General features: G+C 41.5%; 16 protein-coding genes. 8 read left to right on the top strand and 8 right to left on the bottom strand.

Annotated elements, in window-relative coordinates:
- Positions 1-27 precede the first annotated feature (27 nt).
- Positions 28-747, bottom strand: coding sequence for a Sir2 family NAD+-dependent deacetylase (gene cobB / locus GFB47_RS05835; RefSeq protein ID WP_153447122.1), 720 nt, complete (start codon positions 745-747; stop codon positions 28-30).
- A 268-nt stretch (positions 748-1015) separates the two neighbouring features.
- Here cobB and GFB47_RS05830 point away from each other — a divergent pair, with 268 nt between their 5' ends.
- The 3 genes from GFB47_RS05830 to GFB47_RS05820 all read left to right on the top strand — a co-directional run bounded on the left by GFB47_RS05830 (position 1016) and on the right by GFB47_RS05820 (position 4653).
- Positions 1016-3367, top strand: coding sequence for an ATP-binding protein (locus GFB47_RS05830; protein WP_153447121.1), 2352 nt, complete (start codon positions 1016-1018; stop codon positions 3365-3367).
- Position 3368: 1 nt separating this feature from the next.
- Positions 3369-4259, top strand: a complete 891-nt coding sequence (locus tag GFB47_RS05825) for a mechanosensitive ion channel family protein (RefSeq protein ID WP_153447120.1) — start codon at positions 3369-3371, stop codon at positions 4257-4259.
- A gap of 121 nt (positions 4260-4380) precedes the next feature.
- The gene (locus GFB47_RS05820; protein ID WP_153447119.1) at positions 4381-4653 is read left to right on the top strand and encodes a DUF2960 family protein; all 273 of its coding nucleotides are present in this window, start codon (positions 4381-4383) and stop codon (positions 4651-4653) included.
- 327 nt (positions 4654-4980) lie between these two features.
- Here GFB47_RS05820 and nagK read toward each other — a convergent pair whose 3' ends face one another.
- Positions 4981-5907, bottom strand: a complete 927-nt coding sequence (gene nagK, locus GFB47_RS05815) for an N-acetylglucosamine kinase (RefSeq protein ID WP_153447118.1) — start codon at positions 5905-5907, stop codon at positions 4981-4983.
- A gap of 205 nt (positions 5908-6112) precedes the next feature.
- Here nagK and GFB47_RS05810 point away from each other — a divergent pair, with 205 nt between their 5' ends.
- The 4 genes from GFB47_RS05810 (at position 6113) to GFB47_RS05795 (ending at position 9780) form a co-directional block, all read left to right on the top strand.
- Positions 6113-6577 carry a C40 family peptidase gene (locus GFB47_RS05810; RefSeq protein ID WP_153447117.1) on the top strand — a complete coding sequence of 155 codons (465 nt, stop codon included), beginning with the start codon at positions 6113-6115 and terminating at the stop codon, positions 6575-6577.
- Between the two features lie 166 nt (positions 6578-6743).
- Positions 6744-7616: a fructosamine kinase family protein gene (locus tag GFB47_RS05805; RefSeq protein ID WP_153447116.1), complete on the top strand. Its 873-nt coding sequence runs from the start codon at positions 6744-6746 to the stop codon at positions 7614-7616.
- Positions 7617-7989: 373 nt separating this feature from the next.
- Positions 7990-8193: a CPXCG motif-containing cysteine-rich protein gene (locus tag GFB47_RS05800; RefSeq protein WP_153447115.1), complete on the top strand. Its 204-nt coding sequence runs from the start codon at positions 7990-7992 to the stop codon at positions 8191-8193.
- Between the two features lie 213 nt (positions 8194-8406).
- Complete coding sequence (locus GFB47_RS05795; protein WP_153447114.1) at positions 8407-9780, top strand: MATE family efflux transporter; 1374 nt, start codon at positions 8407-8409, stop codon at positions 9778-9780.
- Positions 9781-9874: 94 nt separating this feature from the next.
- Here GFB47_RS05795 and GFB47_RS05790 read toward each other — a convergent pair whose 3' ends face one another.
- Positions 9875-10762 (bottom strand): DNA ligase, encoded by an 888-nt coding sequence (locus GFB47_RS05790; protein WP_153447113.1) that lies wholly within the window; start codon positions 10760-10762, stop codon positions 9875-9877.
- Between the two features lie 235 nt (positions 10763-10997).
- Between GFB47_RS05790 and hxpB the strand changes: the two genes are divergently transcribed.
- Positions 10998-11651 (top strand): hexitol phosphatase HxpB, encoded by a 654-nt coding sequence (gene hxpB / locus GFB47_RS05785; protein WP_153447112.1) that lies wholly within the window; start codon positions 10998-11000, stop codon positions 11649-11651.
- 76 nt (positions 11652-11727) lie between these two features.
- On the opposite strand, the gene GFB47_RS05780 is transcribed toward hxpB, so the two are convergent.
- The 5 genes from GFB47_RS05780 to GFB47_RS05760 form a co-directional block, all read right to left on the bottom strand.
- Positions 11728-12795 carry a formate dehydrogenase subunit gamma gene (locus GFB47_RS05780; protein WP_178306452.1) on the bottom strand — a complete coding sequence of 356 codons (1068 nt, stop codon included), beginning with the start codon at positions 12793-12795 and terminating at the stop codon, positions 11728-11730.
- 11 nt (positions 12796-12806) lie between these two features.
- On the bottom strand, positions 12807-13469 hold the full coding sequence (gene fdh3B, locus GFB47_RS05775) for a formate dehydrogenase FDH3 subunit beta (protein WP_153447111.1): 663 nt from the start codon (positions 13467-13469) through the stop codon (positions 12807-12809).
- 11 nt (positions 13470-13480) lie between these two features.
- Positions 13481-16342, bottom strand: coding sequence for a formate dehydrogenase subunit alpha (locus GFB47_RS05770; protein ID WP_153447110.1), 2862 nt, complete (start codon positions 16340-16342; stop codon positions 13481-13483).
- An 11-nt stretch (positions 16343-16353) separates the two neighbouring features.
- A complete protein-coding gene (locus tag GFB47_RS05765) occupies positions 16354-16572 on the bottom strand; it encodes a transcriptional initiation protein Tat (RefSeq protein WP_153447109.1) in 219 nt (72 codons plus the stop codon).
- 141 nt (positions 16573-16713) lie between these two features.
- The gene (locus tag GFB47_RS05760) at positions 16714-17436 is read right to left on the bottom strand and encodes a TorD/DmsD family molecular chaperone (RefSeq protein ID WP_153447108.1); all 723 of its coding nucleotides are present in this window, start codon (positions 17434-17436) and stop codon (positions 16714-16716) included.
- Positions 17437-17438 lie beyond the last annotated feature (2 nt).

Raw genomic sequence — 17438 nt, 5'->3', positions numbered from 1 at the left:
TATTAAGCGGCTTATTTTGATCGTTATTTATTCTTCGTCTGCTAACAGCTCACTGACTAACTTTGGCACTTCAATGCTTGCTTTACCATAACGCTTTTCAGCAAATTCACTTTCAACTGCACTTGGATCTAAATTCAATTCTATGGTGTGAGCGCCATGCATGCGAGCGTCGTGCACAAACCCTGCCGCAGGATAGACAACACCCGATGTACCGATAGAAATAAATAAATCAGCCTCTTCAATGGCAGAATATATTTCAGCCATACGCAGCGGCATTTCGCCAAACCAAACGATATGTGGCCTTAACGGATTGGGGATTTGGCAACAATGACACAGATCTTCTGTATGTAAATCCTCATTATGTTCAAGTACTTGATTGGATTCAGGGCAACGAATTTTAAGTAATTCACCATGCATATGAATAATATGTTGGCTGCCGGCTTTTTCATGTAGATCATCAATATTTTGGGTAATAACCGTAACTTTCCCACTCGACAGCTTTTCTAGCTCTGCTAAGGCTAAATGCGCTAAGTTAGGTTTTATAGCGGGATCATTTAACCCTCGACGGCGTTGATTATAAAACTCTTGAACTAGTTTTGGATTTGCATCGTAGCCTTCAGGGGTCGCCACATCTTCAATCCGATGATTTTCCCATAAGCCATCTTGTGAACGAAAGGTTTGAATACCGGATTCAGCAGAGATGCCCGCACCGGTTAAAATGACAATATTTTGATATGGGAAGTTCATGCTCTGTCCTTTAAAATGTGCCGTTCGACCTTAAACTGGATCTAATTTACCTCTTTTATTATGAGGATAACAACACTGTTTTGATCTCTGAGTCCTATTTCTCATATTTATGATCTTCTCAACGTGAGCTGAGTGGCTGTTTGAGCTAAAAGTAGCTATTCCGCGATAAATTACGACTATGATTATCATCTATATACCAAAGTTATTTGAATATAGTATATTATCTAGATTAAATACTTGTTCTATCAACCATTTAAAAGTGAATTTTATGGGTAAATGTTACCGTTTTCTTTGTCTAATCTTGATGGTATCCTCATTTGCGGTACACGCTGAATGGAATCCAACTCCTACTTCAGATAAGCAACCGGAGGTTTCATCAGCAGCGAAACACATTGCAGAAGATGTTGAAGCGCTTCCAGAGCGGTTATTTATGTCGGCCAGTGATCATCAAAAAGTCGATGAATTATTATCGGCCACACTGTACCAAATCGATCATGGAACCGGTGAGTTTGAGCAAACGTTAACTCAATACCGACGTCATGGCGATAAATCGACTTGGGTTGAAGTTCAAGAGTATTATTTATCATTACACAGTTTTAGCCAATCTAAGCAACGGTTACTTAAACTCGCCAATAGAAATGTTCAACAAAAGCTTACTGGGTTTGGTCCTTATGGTGTGACTCAGTTTAAAGCTGAACTACATCTAACTCAGCTGAATACTCAATACCTTATCTTTTTTCAATATCAAAGTTTTAAAGCATTTTTAAAAGATCTGACTATTTCCCCTGTTCCTGTCATTGCCATGTTGGTCAAATTATTTCTTGTCTATTTAGCGCTGACTTGGTGGCTACGTAATAGTAACAACATTATTAAACAGTTCCGTCAAACCAATTTAGAAACAGCCTCAAAACCCACATTACTGGTACGCTTTATTTGGTATATCAGTAAAGCAAACCGCCCTATTGCTTGGTTGATTGCTATAACTATATCTTTGGATATTCTTGCCACATTACCAAGTTTGCAACATGTCAAATTCCTCGATATTTTCACTTGGTGGATTTTAGGCGGCTCAATTGCGGTTAAATTCATTTTAGAGTTTGCTTATCGAAACAGCCGCAATACGACTAAAGAAATTACCACTATCCGCTTATCGACCATTCGTTATTATGTTTGGAGTGCCATTGGTGCAGGAGTGATTTTACAAATTGCCCAAACCACCATTGGTGAAGGGACTATTTATAATTGGGTATCAAGCCTATTATTCTTATGGTTTATTTTAATCACCATATTGGTTTTGCGTAAGTGGAAACCTTATGTATTTAGTCAAAATCATCAAAAATTGGATCACCCTGTATGGGCTCGCTGGGCGATCAGCAACAAGGATAAATTTGGGCTTTCTACTGTTTGTGCGGCGATCATGACCTTTTGGATTATATCCCGTAATTTAAAACAATTTGCCATCGCAGCCCTTTCACAATATGCCTTTTTTAGTCAAGCTCTGGCCTACTTATTTAGAATCGAAGTGGCTAAACAAAATGATAATGGCGGGCAAAATACCAATTTAGTAAAATTAAAAGGTGATGATATATATAATTATATTTTGCCGGGTAAAGAAGATAGTGAACTGATTAGTTATGCCGCTGATGAGATCAAGCAACTGTCTAAATATATTTTGTCGGATAGCCCTGCTATGTGTGTTATCTCGGGCGAACGAGGCATTGGAACCACAACCTTACTCAAGCAGGTTTTATATAGAGTCAATAATGCTCAACCAATTTACTTAAACTGCCCTAATGCCGGTTACAGTGAATTGATGGCTGAATTAGCTGAACAACTAGGGTTAAGCCGAGAATCAACGGATATTCAGATCTTGGGATATTTACGCAAAAGTGAAACCTGTTACTTAATTGCGGTGGATAATGCCCAGCGCTTGGTTAAACCTATGGTGGGTGGATTAACCGGTTTAATGAAGTTTACCAATTTAATGCGTCGTTCTAAAAAGAATCATCGCATAATGATGGCGATCGAAAAATCCAGTTGGCGTTTTGTGGATAGAGCGCGTGGTGAACGACTTCTGTTTGATTTAGTGGTATTTATGCCGCGTTGGACTGAAACGCAAATATCCCAGTTATTGGATACTCGTTTAAATCATGAGATTGAAAACCCTGTTTCGTTTGGTGATTTAAATCTTCCCAAACAATGGGATCAAGATGATTTATCCGAAGAAGAACGTGCTAGACGAGGATTTTACCGAATACTTTGGCATTATTCTGATGGTAACCCGACGGTTGCCCTGCGCTTCTTTAGATTATCGTTACGACAAGATCAAAAAACCAATGAGGTTGTTGTTCGTCTGTTCCAAGCGCCAGAAGCAGAAGAACTCGAAAAAATGCCAAAACCTATGTTGGCAATTCTACGCTCAATTGTGCAGTTGGAAATATCGACACCTGAAGAGTTATCTGAATGTACCCAACTAACCATCCCCGAAGTTATTGGCACGTTGCGCTTTTTTGAAAGCCGTGGCTATATTGAATGGTCTGATGAAAAAGCAAAAATATCCGATCATTGGTATCGATACATAACTAACGCCCTGCATCGTCAGCATTTATTGGTGAAGTAACATGAAAAAACTCTTTATCTTTGTTTTATTATTTATGGTCAATGGTGCTGCTTTCGCGGCAGAAACTACAGATGACCATCTGGAGAATATTGCTCAATTTACTAACCTAGTACGTTGGGGCGGTGTTCTTTTTTCATTCCTGGTCATTCTTGCAGCATGGGTGCTGCTACGCTTTACCAATAAACTGGTAGAGACGTTTAGTAGTCAGTTTGTGCAGTATCGGATGATCATGCAAAAACTGCTCTCTTTCTTCCAATTTTTTGTCTATATGACCGCAGGTATTGCGGTATTTATGATGAGTTTTCGCATCAATGAACAAATATTGACTCTGATAGGCGGCACGCTAGCGGTATCGATTGGTTTTGCATTAAAGGATTTGGCGGCTTCGTTTATTGCCGGTTTAACGGTTATGATTGACCGCCCTTTTCAGGTTGGTGACCGCGTCACGTTTGAAGGGAATTATGGCGATATTATTACCATAGGTTTGCGTTCTGTGCGTATGCGTACCTTAACTGATGATATTATTACTATTCCTAATAATAAGTTTTTAAGTGAAGTCACCATGAGTGGCAACTATGGTGCACTCGATATGCAGTGTGTTATTCCATTTTATATTGGTATGGATCAAGATTTGCTTTTGGCCCGTAACCTTATTCAAGAAGCGGCATCTTCGAGTCGTTACATCCACCTACCTCAGCCGGTGGTAGTATTGGTGAATCAAGAAATGGCCGATAATTACCTAGCGATCAAACTCACTTGCAAGGCTTATGTGGTCGATACGGTTTATGAAAAGCTGTTTGAAACCGATATTACTTTACGAGTAATGAAAGAATTCAAAAAACATAATATTCAACCGCCACAAATTGCGGTGCGCTCATCCTCGAGTAATTAACACTCAGTGACGAGAATTAAAAGAAACCCAATACCTAAGCACTTTCTAGTAATAAGCTTGGTATTGGGTTTCTCTCGTATTATACTCCCTGAAAATTCAGCCCTATTTTGACTGAGGTCTTATGTCTCGCACTATTACTTACACTTATAAAAACGAAGCTAAAACATTAGCGTTTAGCTATCGTGAATTTCACAGCATTCAAGAGGCCGTTGCTGCGCATGAAGGCATCGACATTAAAGAGTATTTAAAAATGGAATTGTCGCTAGAAGCCGTTTCAGATACCAAAACAGTGCGTAACTTTCGTGATGCGCATTTTGCCAAGCTTGGCTTTGGTAAAATTGCGTTACTGCCAAAAGAAAATGTCGGCATTGGCAAGAAAAAGAAAGCAGAATAGACCAATTCCATAAATTTAATGATCGTCCAAAATTGAGTATAGGAAAAGTGTCAAAGGCTAGAGATGGTCTTTTCTCAAGCGACCTAGGACGGTTCAGCGTCTTTTCGGCGTATTCAAATTGATCAAATATTAAATGGAATTGGTATAACCCGCGATTAATGATCATTCCCTGCAGATAGAAAAACGCACATCAACCCGATGTGCGTTTTTATTTGTCATAGTAACTATTGCAATGATTTATGGCCTATTACACTTTAATGTCAATCAATGCCAATCAAAGTAATTAGCTCACCAAGTCGTGACTACAATTGCTATAAGTGGCATTGATTAACATTCAATATTAAGGAATGCCGCGCCACGTACGCCACCTGAATCGCCATGTTTGGCCTTAAGGATCTTAGGCATTTTACCAATCGACAATAAGTGCTTTGGAATACGTTTCGGCATTTCCGAGTAAATAAGATCATAATTTGATAAACCACCACCCAGCACCACCACGTTAGGATCGAAAGCGGTAAATATATTGCCGAAACAAATGGCCAGTAACTCCATAAAACGTTCAACATGCTCAACCGCTTTTGGCTCACCTGCCGCCTGTTGTTTTATCAGCTCAATGGCGGCAATACGTTCACCGTAATAATGTTCATAAAGCTGCTCAAAACCACGGCCTGATAAGTAATTATCAATACAACCTTGTTTATCACAACCACAGCCAAATAATGGCGCCTCTTTATCGCTTGAGCTATTTTGTAAATATAACCATGCATCTAATGGCATGCGGGTATGACCAAGTTCACCAGCAACATGGCTGCGACCTGAAACTACATGGCCATTGATAACAATACCACCACCAAAACCCGTACCCAAAATAAGGCCTAATACCCCTTCTTGACCTTGATGTTCTTCATCCCATGCTTCAGACAAAGCAAAACAGTTGGCATCATTGGCGACTTTAACTGGACGATCCACCAAAGCTTCCAGATCCGCACGCAGAAATTGCCCTTTAGCCGCTGGAACATTAGAGGTTAATACTGCGCCGTCATCGACACTTTCCATTCCAGGAATACCAATACCAATACTGCCTTTTGTGTTAAACTGCTGATCATATTTTTTTATCAAACTTGAAAGTGTTAACAGTAATGCTTGGTAATCATCACCTGGTGTTGGCATACGTTCGGTCGCTACTCGCTCTAAATCATCATTAAACGCACCAAATTCTATTTTGGTTCCACCTACATCAAAACCGTAATACATCCCTTTTCTCCCAAAATATTAAGTCTAATTTTTAAATTTATAATACCGATATTATGCATAAAGTTGCGACGCAAACCGTGATTGGAAACCAATTTAAAAGGCATAAGCAACTGAATGCTCATTAATTCTTCATTATAAGTAAGATTATTTCCAATCGCTCAACTTACCGTTTAAAGTAAGTTTACTCTTTTGTTATGGATGCAATATGTCAATATTTTTCCGCTTGATCATCAGTTTGTTGTTTTTAATTCTTGCCGGCTGCGCATCGACACCGCCGCCCCCCTTACCGCATACTAACCTTCAATCAAAGGATCTGTCTGCGCTTTATAATAAATGGGTTGGTACCCCTTATCGCTTCGGTGGCCAAACTCGTTCAGGCATTGATTGCTCTGCTTTTGTGCAGGTCACTGTGATGTCTTTATATCAGCTAAATTTACCCAGAACGACTGAATTACAAAGTGAGCAAGGTGTCACTATTCCAGAAGAACAAGCTGCATTTGGCGATCTTATCTTCTTTAAAACAGGCTGGAATCAACGTCATGTAGGTTTTTACTTAGGCGATAAAAAATTCTTACATGCTTCTTCTTCTAAAGGCGTCATGATTTCTCGAACTGATAACCCCTATTGGGCGAGTGTATTTTGGCAATTTCGCCGACTCACCACGATGTAAAACACGGAACTCATAACCAACTTAAGACACTAAACACAAGCGCTATGCAGGGCAAAGAGCTTTTGAGTTTTTTGAATAAAAATTGTTATTTTTGCGGAACACTTCTCTAAATGTAAACATAAGCTAAGCTAAGGTAATACCAAACTGTTTTCGGTCAGGAGGTCTTATGTGGCAAGCCATAACACAACAACTTTCGGATGTGCTTTCTTTTGAATTTATCTTAAGGGAAAAAGAGCGTCTTAATGATGGTGAGACCAACCGTTGCTACTTAATCGGTGATGGCGAACAACGTTATTTTATTAAGGTTAACGAACGGAATTGTCTGGCAAAGTTTGAAGCAGAATTTGAAAACTTATCAGCCTTAAACGCCACCGCCACTTTATGTGTCCCTGAACCTATTTTATGCGGCACCACCAAAACCCATTCATTTTTGGTCCTCAACCATTATGTGACTAAGCCACTACAACTTGATGCTGACTTTTACCAATTAGGCCAGCAACTTGCGCGTTTGCACTGCTGGGGCGAACAACGCGATTATGGTTATGATGCCGATACTTATGTAGGGTTAAATCTACAACCAAACGCATGGCATAAAAAATGGTGCCTATTTTTTGCCGAACACCGTATTGGCTGGCAATTACAATTATTAAAAGAAAAAGGCATTGAGTTTGGCGACATAGAGACCATAGTACAGAAAGTCAAACTCTCACTTGCAGGACATCAACCTAACCCATCTTTATTGCATGGCGCATTAAGCCGGCACAATGTGGCTTTATCCTTTGCGGGCCCTTTATGCTATGACCCTTCTAGCTTCTGGGGCGATCGTGAATACGATCTAGCTATAGCGGAATATGATGGGCCAGCCAATGCTGCTTTCATGCAAGGCTATCAAGCTCTCTCTCCATTAGATAACGGATATCAACAACGCAAGACAGTTTATCAACTGTATTACTTACTGTGTTTGTGTAATCAATATGGCGGTGAGTACCTAATAGAATGTGATAATACAATATCCAGCTTCCTGGTTGAAAAACATTGAGTTAATTGTCAACAAAAAATATCTTTAAAGTTAATTGTGAATGATGTCTATTTTTTACTATTGATAGTATTGAATGTTACATAATGCATGATAGGTAGTAACAAGGATATATATTCACGCAAACTATAGGTGATTGTTATTTGCTTGTTTGATCACGATTTTTTTGAAGCCACTTGATTTTGCTTGCCCTAATTCAACCTTTTTGCTTTTTTTAAACCATAAACTAACTTACAAGGTTATGATTAAAGCTACTCAAGAATGAACTGTTAATACGAATGACTAACACCAATTAGAACGAATTTTGGTTTGATTGGTCATTATTAGCCCTGTTCATCTCATCGCGATTTACACGAGAAGTATAGTGAGGAAAGCAATGATAAAATACACAGAGAAAAAAGTATCCTGTCCTCATTGTGGGAATTTGATTAGGTTAACGATTGATGCAGCAAATGGTGATCAGAATTTTTACGATGATTGCCCTACTTGTAATCATGCCGTCCATTTAGAACTAAAAGTTGATGCTAATACTGCTAACGTCCATTTAACTATTGGTGATGAAGACCATTCTTTCTTTTAAGTCTTTAGACTGTACGCATGCCATCAGGCGAAGTGCTCACGACCTTAATCCGTTAAAATAGCAAAAAGCTTACTGTTCGCATAAACGTTCTATTCTCTATAACTGCTCCTACCTTAGGAGCTTTTTTTATGGCGGAATTATTGATATTTATATCGCTAATTAATATCTTAACTATATAATCGGCATCAAATATTTTACTAAGTAAGGGTTATTGTGCATCGTTACCGTAAGGAAGCGTCAATACTGGTGAAACTTGCTACCCCAGTACTCTTTGCTTCTGTTGCTCAAACAGGAATGGGATTTGTTGATACCGTGATGGCGGGCGGCGTCAGTGCGACTGATATGGCCGCAGTTGCTGTCGCGTCTAGCATTTGGCTGCCTTCTATTTTGTTTGGTATTGGATTATTGTTGGCGTTAGTGCCAGTGGTGGCACAGCTTAATGGCTCTGGACGGCAGACTCGTATCGCCCACGAAATTCAGCAAGGGGCTTACCTTTCGTTTTTGGTTGCGATCCCGATTATTCTGGTACTGTCTCAAACCCGTCATATATTGCATGTGATGGATATTGAGCCTGTGATGGCGGCCAAAACCAATGGTTACATGTTTGCCATGATCTTTGCGGTGCCGGCGTTTTTACTTTTCCAAACACTGCGCAGTTTATCCGATGGTTTATCTTTGACAAAACCGGCCATGTTCTTAGGTTTTTTGGGATTATTATTGAACGTGCCACTAAACTGGATCTTTGTTTACGGGAAATTCGGTGCCCCCGAACTTGGTGCGGTCGGTTGTGGCGTGGCAACTGCTATCGTGTATTGGTTTATGTTTGTCGCAATGCTGGGTTACATCATAAAAGCAAAACGGTTTAAAAATATTCATCTTTTTACTGAGTTTCATAAACCGAACCTGCATTCATTACAGCGTTTATTCCGATTGGGTTTTCCAATTGCGGCGGCATTATTTTTTGAAGTTACCCTGTTTGCGGTCGTGGCATTAATGGTGGCGCCATTAGGGCCTAATACTGTTGCCGCGCACCAAGTAGCAATTAACTTCTCATCGTTAATTTTTATGTTACCTATGAGTATTGGCGCGGCGGTCAGTATTCGAGTGGGACATCAATTGGGTGAGCACAGTGTTGAAGGCGCAAGAATTTCTTCACACGTAGGCTTATTATTTGGCTTATTTACCGCCGTTGTTACCGCCACACTTACTATTATCTTCCGCGATGCGATTATTACCCTGTATACCGATAATAAAGAAGTGACCATTATTGCGATGCATTTATTGTTAATGGCAGCTATCTACCAATGTACTGATGCGATTCAGGTTATAGCGGCGGGTGCTCTACGCGGTTACAAAGATATGAGCGCTATCTTTAGCCGCACCTTATTTTCATATTGGGGAATGGGCATGCCTTTAGGTTATATTCTTGGTATGACCGATTGGTTAAGTCCTGAGCCACTTGGGGTGACGGGGTTTTGGGTTGGTATTATTGTTGGCCTTTCTACGGCTGCGGTATTACTTTCTCATCGTTTGCATTGGTTACACAAGCAATCGGATGAAACTCAACTCAACTTTGCAGGGCGTTAAACGCCGCTTTAGATGAGTATTTAATCGGTAAGGCTGGTTACTTTCCAGCCTTATTTTTTATACCCAGCCAAACTTATCCTTCGAATGACACAACTTAAATCGCATCGTTTCTCACTTGTATAAATCGCGCAAAACGAGGTAAGCCCGAACTGGTGTAACCATTAAATCGAAACGTCACTTTTTCACCTAATGCGGGGGGATCACGGCGTTGTTGATCCGATAAACCGCTGCCAAGATAAAAGCGTTTGCCCTGCTTCCATTCGACATATAACGATCCCACGCTACCAAGATTACGCCCTTTGCCTTTTTTATAACCAATCACAATCGCTTCATCATCTTGAAACGATTTTAATTTTAATAAATCATCACTTCTGCCAGCGGTATAAAAGCTATCTAGTTTTCTTAGCATAATACCTTCGCCTTTGAGTGCTTCAACGCTATCAAGGTTTTGATATAGAAAATCTTGTGAATTAATCGGCTTTTGCTGCACTAATTCTAGGTATTCAGAGTTAGATTGCGAGATGAGTTTTTTCAATTGGCGATATCGATATTCAAATGACATTTTTGGGTCTGCAACATCAAATGCCATAAAGCGAATAAAACGCCAGTCTGGTTGATTGGGGCTTTTATCTAGTACCGTGCGTTGTACTTGCGAAAACTGCCCTCTTCCTGCCCATAACTCGCCATCTAACGCAATATCAGGAAAGCCTTTGGTAAACCATGTGGGTGCCATGATCGGCATGCCATTACGAGTAAACAATTGGCGACCATCCCAAAATGCGCGTATACCATCCAATTTTTCGCTATACCAATATTGGCTAATGTCGGCATCTTGCTGAAAGTCGTTCGCTAAAGGCAATGAGATGTGTCCCCATGCAGAATTATTACTTAGGGAACTGGCAGACTCAAGATTGGCGTCGGCCGAAAAAGATAACGTTAAACAGGCCGAACCGATCACTGTGAAGGTTGAATAACGGCGCATAAACAAGACTCTCTTTATGAGTAGTTAAAAATTAAGGTTAGCCAATTCAACACCAACCCGTTAATTTTACCGTCAGGTTGTGAATGTGATCAGACAAACCCGATATTGTTAATCAAGTGAATTACATTTTTATTGTTTGAAATATCATCACTCAGTATGGTTGTTGCGCAGAGTCATAGGAACGCCATAATCGCAGTGGTAGACTCAAATAAATTCTAAAATAAGAGTAACTAAAATGATTAAAGCCGCTGTGTTTGATATGGATGGTCTGATGATTGATTCAGAACCTTTTTGGCAACAAGCTCAATTAGAAGTATTTCCGCAAGTCGGCGTTTCACTCACCTTGCAAGATACCATTAATAGCACCGGTATTCGTATCGATCAGATCGTTGAAATGTACTATCGAAAGCAACCTTGGGAAAATAAAAGTTGCTCAGAGGTTTGCGATATGATTTTGGCGCGGGTGATTGAACTGGTTAAACAGCATAAACCTATGATGCCAGGATTGTTTCATGCGTTAGAAACCTGTCAGCAACAAGGCTTAAAAATTGCCTTAGCCTCCTCTTCGCCAATGGTATTAATTGAAGCCGCTTTAGAAGCACTTGAGCTAAACGATGTATTTGAAGCAGTGTTATCGGCAGAAGACCTCGCTTATGGTAAACCGCACCCTGAGGTGTATTTAAATGCAGCGGCGGCATTAGACGTATCACCATTAGATTGTGTGGCACTTGAAGATTCATTTACCGGTTTATTGGCTGCCAAAGCAGCGCAGATGAAAACCATCGTGATCCCAGAGGCCCGTACGCGTGAACAACCTCGTTTTGTGATCGCCGATCATAATCTAACCTCTTTAAATACAATCACTCCAGAGCTACTTTCGGCGCTGTAAATTGACTAAAGCTTAAAATAAAAAGCCCTAACTCTTGAACAGCAGTTAGGGCTTTGATTATTTGAATTTTTAAGGATTAAGATTTAGCGTTATCGGCTGTTTCTTGTGATTTTGGATCGGATTGCTCCGGCTCTTCAACCTTCCCTTGCGCTTTCATTTCCGCATACCAAATATCATGGTGCTCTTTAGCCCAAGTTTCATCCACTTCACCTTTCACCATGCCTTCAAGAGCCCCTTCCATACCGAATAAACCGATATAGATGTGGAAAATGAAGCCACATATCAAGATAAGTGCAGAGATCATGTGCGCTAAGTTAGAAACATCCATATCTCGTCGACCTTGGCCGAAGATAGGAAAATCCAACACAAAGCCACTGATCGCGGCAATAAAGCCACAAGTGATCAACATCCAGAAAATGATTTTTTCACCAGCATTTGAAAACTCTGCCGAAGGATGCGTACCTTTATGAGGTCCCACCATACCGCCCAGTTTTAAACACCACTGTAAATCGATTTTCTTGAAAGTACTTTTTCGCCACCACTTAATAAGTACTGCGCCAAGCAAGATAAAGAATATTGGACCAACATAGTTATGGAACTGTTTGGCTGCATAAACAATATCGCCCCAAGCATCGGTTGAGATCACAGGTTTAAGGAAGTGTTTCCCCCAAACTAATGTCATCCCGGTGATAGCAAGACTTAAGAACGTAAATGCCATAGACCAATGCAGTGCACGATCAATTCGCGACCAACGCTTAATCTTACGACCCGTTCGAGGTGCGCTAAGCTTTAGCGGGCCAACAATAAAGTAGGCCAGTGTTACCATAGCTAAGCTGCCTAAAACCGCAATCGCGCCCAAAGGTGACATCCATTTTTCTTTTAGGATGTACCACGTCTCACTTGGGTGGCTGACTAAAACATCATGCTCCATTGATAGAGATGTGGTGTAGCCTTTTTTGCCGTCTTGGACCTTTTTATAAAACTCATCTCCGGCTAAACGACTCATCTCAGTTTCAGCTGTTGTCGAAGGCATAACCCTTGTTGCTTTATTGCTATCATCGTTAGCCATGCTTGAAAAGCTTAAGCACAACATCACCACTGTAAAGGTAGAGATAACAAGCGTTTTGAATGATTTCATTAACATGGTCTCTCTCCTTATTGATTTGACGATGGATTCGACGATTGAGTCGCATCATGCGCCAAAGATGCATCGTAAGTCACACCGGTCACATTACTACGGTCATCAACATCACCACGATCATGCGCACGTTTAGCCATGATCCCTGCAATTTGTTCGGCAGGACCGGCCATTAATGCTTTAGTGGAACATAATGATGCACACATCGGCAGTTTGCCTTCAGCGATACGGTTAGCACCATACTTTTTACGCTCTTCTTCAGAGCCTGCTTCGGTTTCAGGGCCACCAGCGCAGAAAGTACATTTATCCATTTTGCCACGTTCAGCGAACGCGCCATGTTGAATAAACTGTGGCGCGCCAAATGGACAAGCAAATAAGCAGTAACCACAACCAATACATAAGTCTTTATTGTGCAATACAATATTGTCTTCTGTACGATGGAAGCAATCGGCTGGACACACCGCCATACAAGGCGCGTCATCACAGTGCATACAAGCTACTGAGATTGATGCTTCACCCACTTCACCATCATTAATGGTGACTACACGACGACGTTGAATTCCCCATTCAAGGGCGTCATCATTTTCATTTTTACACGCAGTGACACAACCGTTACATTCGATACAACGTTTGGAGTCACATAAAAATTTCATTTTCGATTTTTTATCTGTGCTAGACATGGTCATACTCCTTACGCTTTCGCCGTATTAGATGCTTTGCTGATCTTACACAGCGTCACTTTGGTTTCTTGCATTTGAGTCACAGGATCATAGCCATAGGTGTTGGCTGATTCTCCAAGTACAAATGGCGCGGTTCCTTCTGGGTATTTATCATGTAGATCTTTACCTTGGAACTTGCCACCAAAGTGGAAAGGAATAAAGGCTAAGCCAGGTTGAACCCGGTTGGTTACCATCGCTTTCACTAAGATGCGGCCTTGTTCTGCCCCTTCAACCCAAACATCATCACCATCTTTAATGCCGTTGTTATTTGCCTCTTGTGGGTTAATTTCAACAAACATTTCTTGTTGAAGTTCCGCCAACCAAGGGTTCGAGCGAGATTCTTCACCACCGCCTTCATATTCCACCAAGCGACCAGACGTTAAGATGATTGGATACTCTTTTGAGTGATCTTGATCTTGAATGGTTTTGTATAATGTTGGTAGACGATAAATTGCATCGCTATCATTCCAAGTCGGGTAATCGGCGATTAAATCACGACGTGGCGTGTATAGTGGTTCACGGTGTAAAGGCACGCGATCGGGGAACTGCCACACAATGGTACGGGCTTTACCGTTACCAAATGGAATACAACCATGTTTCACTGCCACACGTTGAATACCACCAGATAAATCGGTCTTCCAGTTTTTACCCTCGGCTAATGTTTTCTCATCGGCGGTAAGGTCATCCCACCAACCAAGTTGCTTCAATAGCTTATCGGTAAATTCAGGGAAACCATCTTCGATTTCACAATCTTTAGAGTAACTGCCGTCAGCCAGTAAACTCTTCCCTTCAAATTCAACACCAAAACGAGTACGGAAGTTACCGCCACCTTGAGCCACCGGTTTCGATGTATCATAAAGAATATGCGTCCCTGGGTGTTTCATTTCTGGGGTGCCCCAACAAGGCCAAGGTAAACCATAGGTTTCACCTTTGATTTCTGCCGCGTCAGTTTCTAGGTTTTCATGGCTAAATAAATGCCAATTTTGCTGATGATACTTTAAACGTTCAGGGCTTTGGCCGGTATAACCAATTGTCCACATACCACGGTTATATTCGCGGGTAATGTCTTCGATAACCGGTTGGTTGTTTTTCACTTCAACGTTTTTAAACAGCTGATCAGCAAAGCCTAATTTCTTAGTCAGCAAATACATGATTTCGTGATCAGGTTTTGATTCAAACAATGGCTCAATCACTTGATCACGCCATTGTATTGAACGGTTTGAAGCGGTTACTGAACCGTAGGTTTCAAACTGAGTAGTGGCGGGTAATAGATACACCCCATCGGTACGATCGTTAATAACGGCCGCAACGGTTGGGTATGGATCGACAATCACCATCATATCGAGCTTTTGCATTGCTTTTGGCATTTCGTGTCCACGGGTTTGCGAGTTAACCGCATGACCCCAATAGAACATGGCACGAATATTATCATTTTGCTCAATTTTCGATTTGTCTTCCAATACCCCATCAACCCAACGAGACACAGGGATCCCCATGTTGTTCATTGGTAATTTGCCGTTGTATTTGGTTTGGTCAAAACGCCCTTTTAGCCAAGCGTAATCGATGCCCCAAACTCGAGACCAATGCTGCCATGATCCTTCCGCAAGGCCGTAGTAACCTGGTAAATCATGCGATAATACGCCAAAGTCTGTTGCACCTTGTACGTTATCGTGACCACGGAAAATATTTGCACCACCACCAGATTTACCCATATTGCCAAGGGCTAATTCAAATACACAATAAGCACGCGTATTGTTGTTACCAGTAGTATGTTGGGTTCCGCCCATACACCAAACAACACAGCCTGGTTTATGGTGAGATAAAGTGTACGCCGCTTTATGCACTTCTTGTTCAGAAATACCGGTCACGCGTTCCACTTCTTTTGGCGACCATTTCTCAACTTCGGCGCGGATTTCATCCATACCAAAGACACGTTGATGAATGAATTCTTTGTCTTCCCAACCATTTTGGAACACATGCCACAACATACCCCAAATAAGCGATACATCGGTACCTGGGCGAAGCGGCAAATGTTGATCAGCTTTAGCAACCGTGCGGGTATTGCGAGGATCAGCAACCACAATCTTACAACCGCGTTCTTTGGCGATCAGAATGTGCTGCATTGCCACAGGGTGTGCTTCTGCTGGATTTGAACCAATAAACAAGATTGACTTACAGTTATGCATGTCATTGAATGAGTTGGTCATAGCGCCGTAGCCCCATGTATTTGCAACCCCTGCAACCGTGGTTGAGTGACAAATACGAGCTTGGTGATCGACGTTATTGGTCCCCCACATAGCCGACATTTTGCGGAATGTGTACGCTTGTTCATTACTGTGTTTGGCAGAACCTAGGAAATAAACCGAATCAGGGCCGGATTCTTTACGGATCTGGAGCGCTTTGTCGCCAATTTCATCAATCGCTTGATCCCATGACACTCGACGCCATTTACCACCTTCTAATTTCATCGGATATTTAAGGCGGCGTTCACCATGACCATGTTCACGCAACGCTGCGCCTTTCGCACAATGTCCACCAGCATTAAATGGGTGATCAAAAGCAGGCTCTTGCCCGGTCCATACGCCGTTTTGTACTTCAGCATAAATGCCACAGCCAACAGAACAGTGAGAACAAATTGTACGCTTAACTTCTGTTGGGGCTGAGCGGTCAACGTCTTGGGCTTGCGCTTTTTTCATAATGCCAGGAGCAAACATTGATGCTCCAACCACAGTGCCACCCGCGGCAATTGTGGTATTTTTCATAAAGGCACGACGACTCAAGCCTAGTTGATTTTCACTTTTAGATACGCTATCGGAGCGTTTAGTCAATTTCATAATCGCAACTCCTATAGAGAATCGAAATAATCACGAATGTGTTGCGTTTCGTGATAGCCCTTTTTCAGTTTTGGTTGCTCGGTATTTTGAGCTTTCGGCTCACTTGCGACCGCACTGCCAGAAAGTCCAGCTGCGACAGCGCCGCCGACAACAACCGCTGTTGTCATACCTTTTAGCAACCCACGTCGACTTTCGTTGACGCTCTGGTCGAGAGGTTTTGATGTTTTCATTTATTGCTCCTTCTTGGCCATATTGGTTTGGCCTTTAGGGAAATCTCTACTTTTCAGCTTTGATTTCTAATTGCTCATGTTGCTTTCTTCTCTTATGCAAAGTTGCACAAGACAATTTTAATGTCGGGTATGGATCGATATTTATTTCAGGTTCGTGATTTCGATGCCATCGGATTTTTGGGTGTAACGGGTTTGTTCAATCAAACAAAAGTGACGTAAGGCGCGTGACACGGCTTGGTAATATTGCGCCGATTTTGCTTGTTCTATGGCATTACAAAATGAGACAAACCAAGGCTTAATATGAGCATTAAAGAAAGATTGCTGATCGTCAAACCCTTCACTTTGCAACATAGACATCACTTCTAATAATGCCGCGATGTTATCTTCTGGTTCACGCACATCTTGTTGACGTTCAAAGCCCAAACGTTTCAGGTCCTGGCGAATATGCACCAATGGCTTTTCCATTAAAGTGCCGGCTATATGCCATGAACTAAATGGCACGACTTCACCACAACCAATACCAATAAATAAATCTTGGTATTCATCTTCCAAATCTTCAATTTTAGCCGTTTGTGAGGCTTGTTTTAACCCAAACCAAGCATTCGACATGGCGTGAACATCACTTTCTTCTACTTCAAGTTCGCTCAACCAATCTAAAATTTCTTGATTAGGCGATTGACGCAGTAAACAAGCCAATAAACCATAAATCTCGGCCGTCGCATTGTCCGCGCTGCCATCTTGTGCTGCTTCGTCTTGTATCGCTCCATCTTGTATTGAAGCGTCTTGTGCATCCGCATTGGTGGCTTTTGGATCGAACACTGGGGTTTCATCATTACTTGAGTGATTGAGATTCTCTGGGTGCATAA

It is taken from the genome of Vibrio algicola (genome assembly GCF_009601765.2).
Lineage (GTDB): Bacteria > Pseudomonadota > Gammaproteobacteria > Enterobacterales > Vibrionaceae > Vibrio > Vibrio algicola.
The sequence above is the reverse complement of the archived record's forward strand: the minus strand, read 5'-3'. Positions and strand labels throughout refer to the sequence as shown.

What these genes read in the sequence shown, in the direction of transcription:
- cobB (WP_153447122.1), bottom strand. Translation starts at nt 747, where the DNA reads ATGAACTTCCCATATCAAAATATTGTCATTTTAACCGGTGCGGGCATC.
- GFB47_RS05830 (WP_153447121.1), top strand. Translation starts at nt 1,016, where the DNA reads ATGGGTAAATGTTACCGTTTTCTTTGTCTAATCTTGATGGTATCCTCA.
- GFB47_RS05825 (WP_153447120.1), top strand. Translation starts at nt 3,369, where the DNA reads ATGAAAAAACTCTTTATCTTTGTTTTATTATTTATGGTCAATGGTGCT.
- GFB47_RS05820 (WP_153447119.1), top strand. Translation starts at nt 4,381, where the DNA reads ATGTCTCGCACTATTACTTACACTTATAAAAACGAAGCTAAAACATTA.
- nagK (WP_153447118.1), bottom strand. Translation starts at nt 5,907, where the DNA reads ATGTATTACGGTTTTGATGTAGGTGGAACCAAAATAGAATTTGGTGCG.
- GFB47_RS05810 (WP_153447117.1), top strand. Translation starts at nt 6,113, where the DNA reads ATGTCAATATTTTTCCGCTTGATCATCAGTTTGTTGTTTTTAATTCTT.
- GFB47_RS05805 (WP_153447116.1), top strand. Translation starts at nt 6,744, where the DNA reads ATGTGGCAAGCCATAACACAACAACTTTCGGATGTGCTTTCTTTTGAA.
- GFB47_RS05800 (WP_153447115.1), top strand. Translation starts at nt 7,990, where the DNA reads ATGATAAAATACACAGAGAAAAAAGTATCCTGTCCTCATTGTGGGAAT.
- GFB47_RS05790 (WP_153447113.1), bottom strand. Translation starts at nt 10,762, where the DNA reads ATGCGCCGTTATTCAACCTTCACAGTGATCGGTTCGGCCTGTTTAACG.
- hxpB (WP_153447112.1), top strand. Translation starts at nt 10,998, where the DNA reads ATGATTAAAGCCGCTGTGTTTGATATGGATGGTCTGATGATTGATTCA.
- GFB47_RS05780 (WP_178306452.1), bottom strand. Translation starts at nt 12,795, where the DNA reads ATGTTAATGAAATCATTCAAAACGCTTGTTATCTCTACCTTTACAGTG.
- fdh3B (WP_153447111.1), bottom strand. Translation starts at nt 13,469, where the DNA reads ATGTCTAGCACAGATAAAAAATCGAAAATGAAATTTTTATGTGACTCC.
- GFB47_RS05770 (WP_153447110.1), bottom strand. Translation starts at nt 16,342, where the DNA reads ATGAAATTGACTAAACGCTCCGATAGCGTATCTAAAAGTGAAAATCAA.
- GFB47_RS05765 (WP_153447109.1), bottom strand. Translation starts at nt 16,572, where the DNA reads ATGAAAACATCAAAACCTCTCGACCAGAGCGTCAACGAAAGTCGACGT.
- GFB47_RS05760 (WP_153447108.1), bottom strand. Translation starts at nt 17,436, where the DNA reads ATGCACCCAGAGAATCTCAATCACTCAAGTAATGATGAAACCCCAGTG.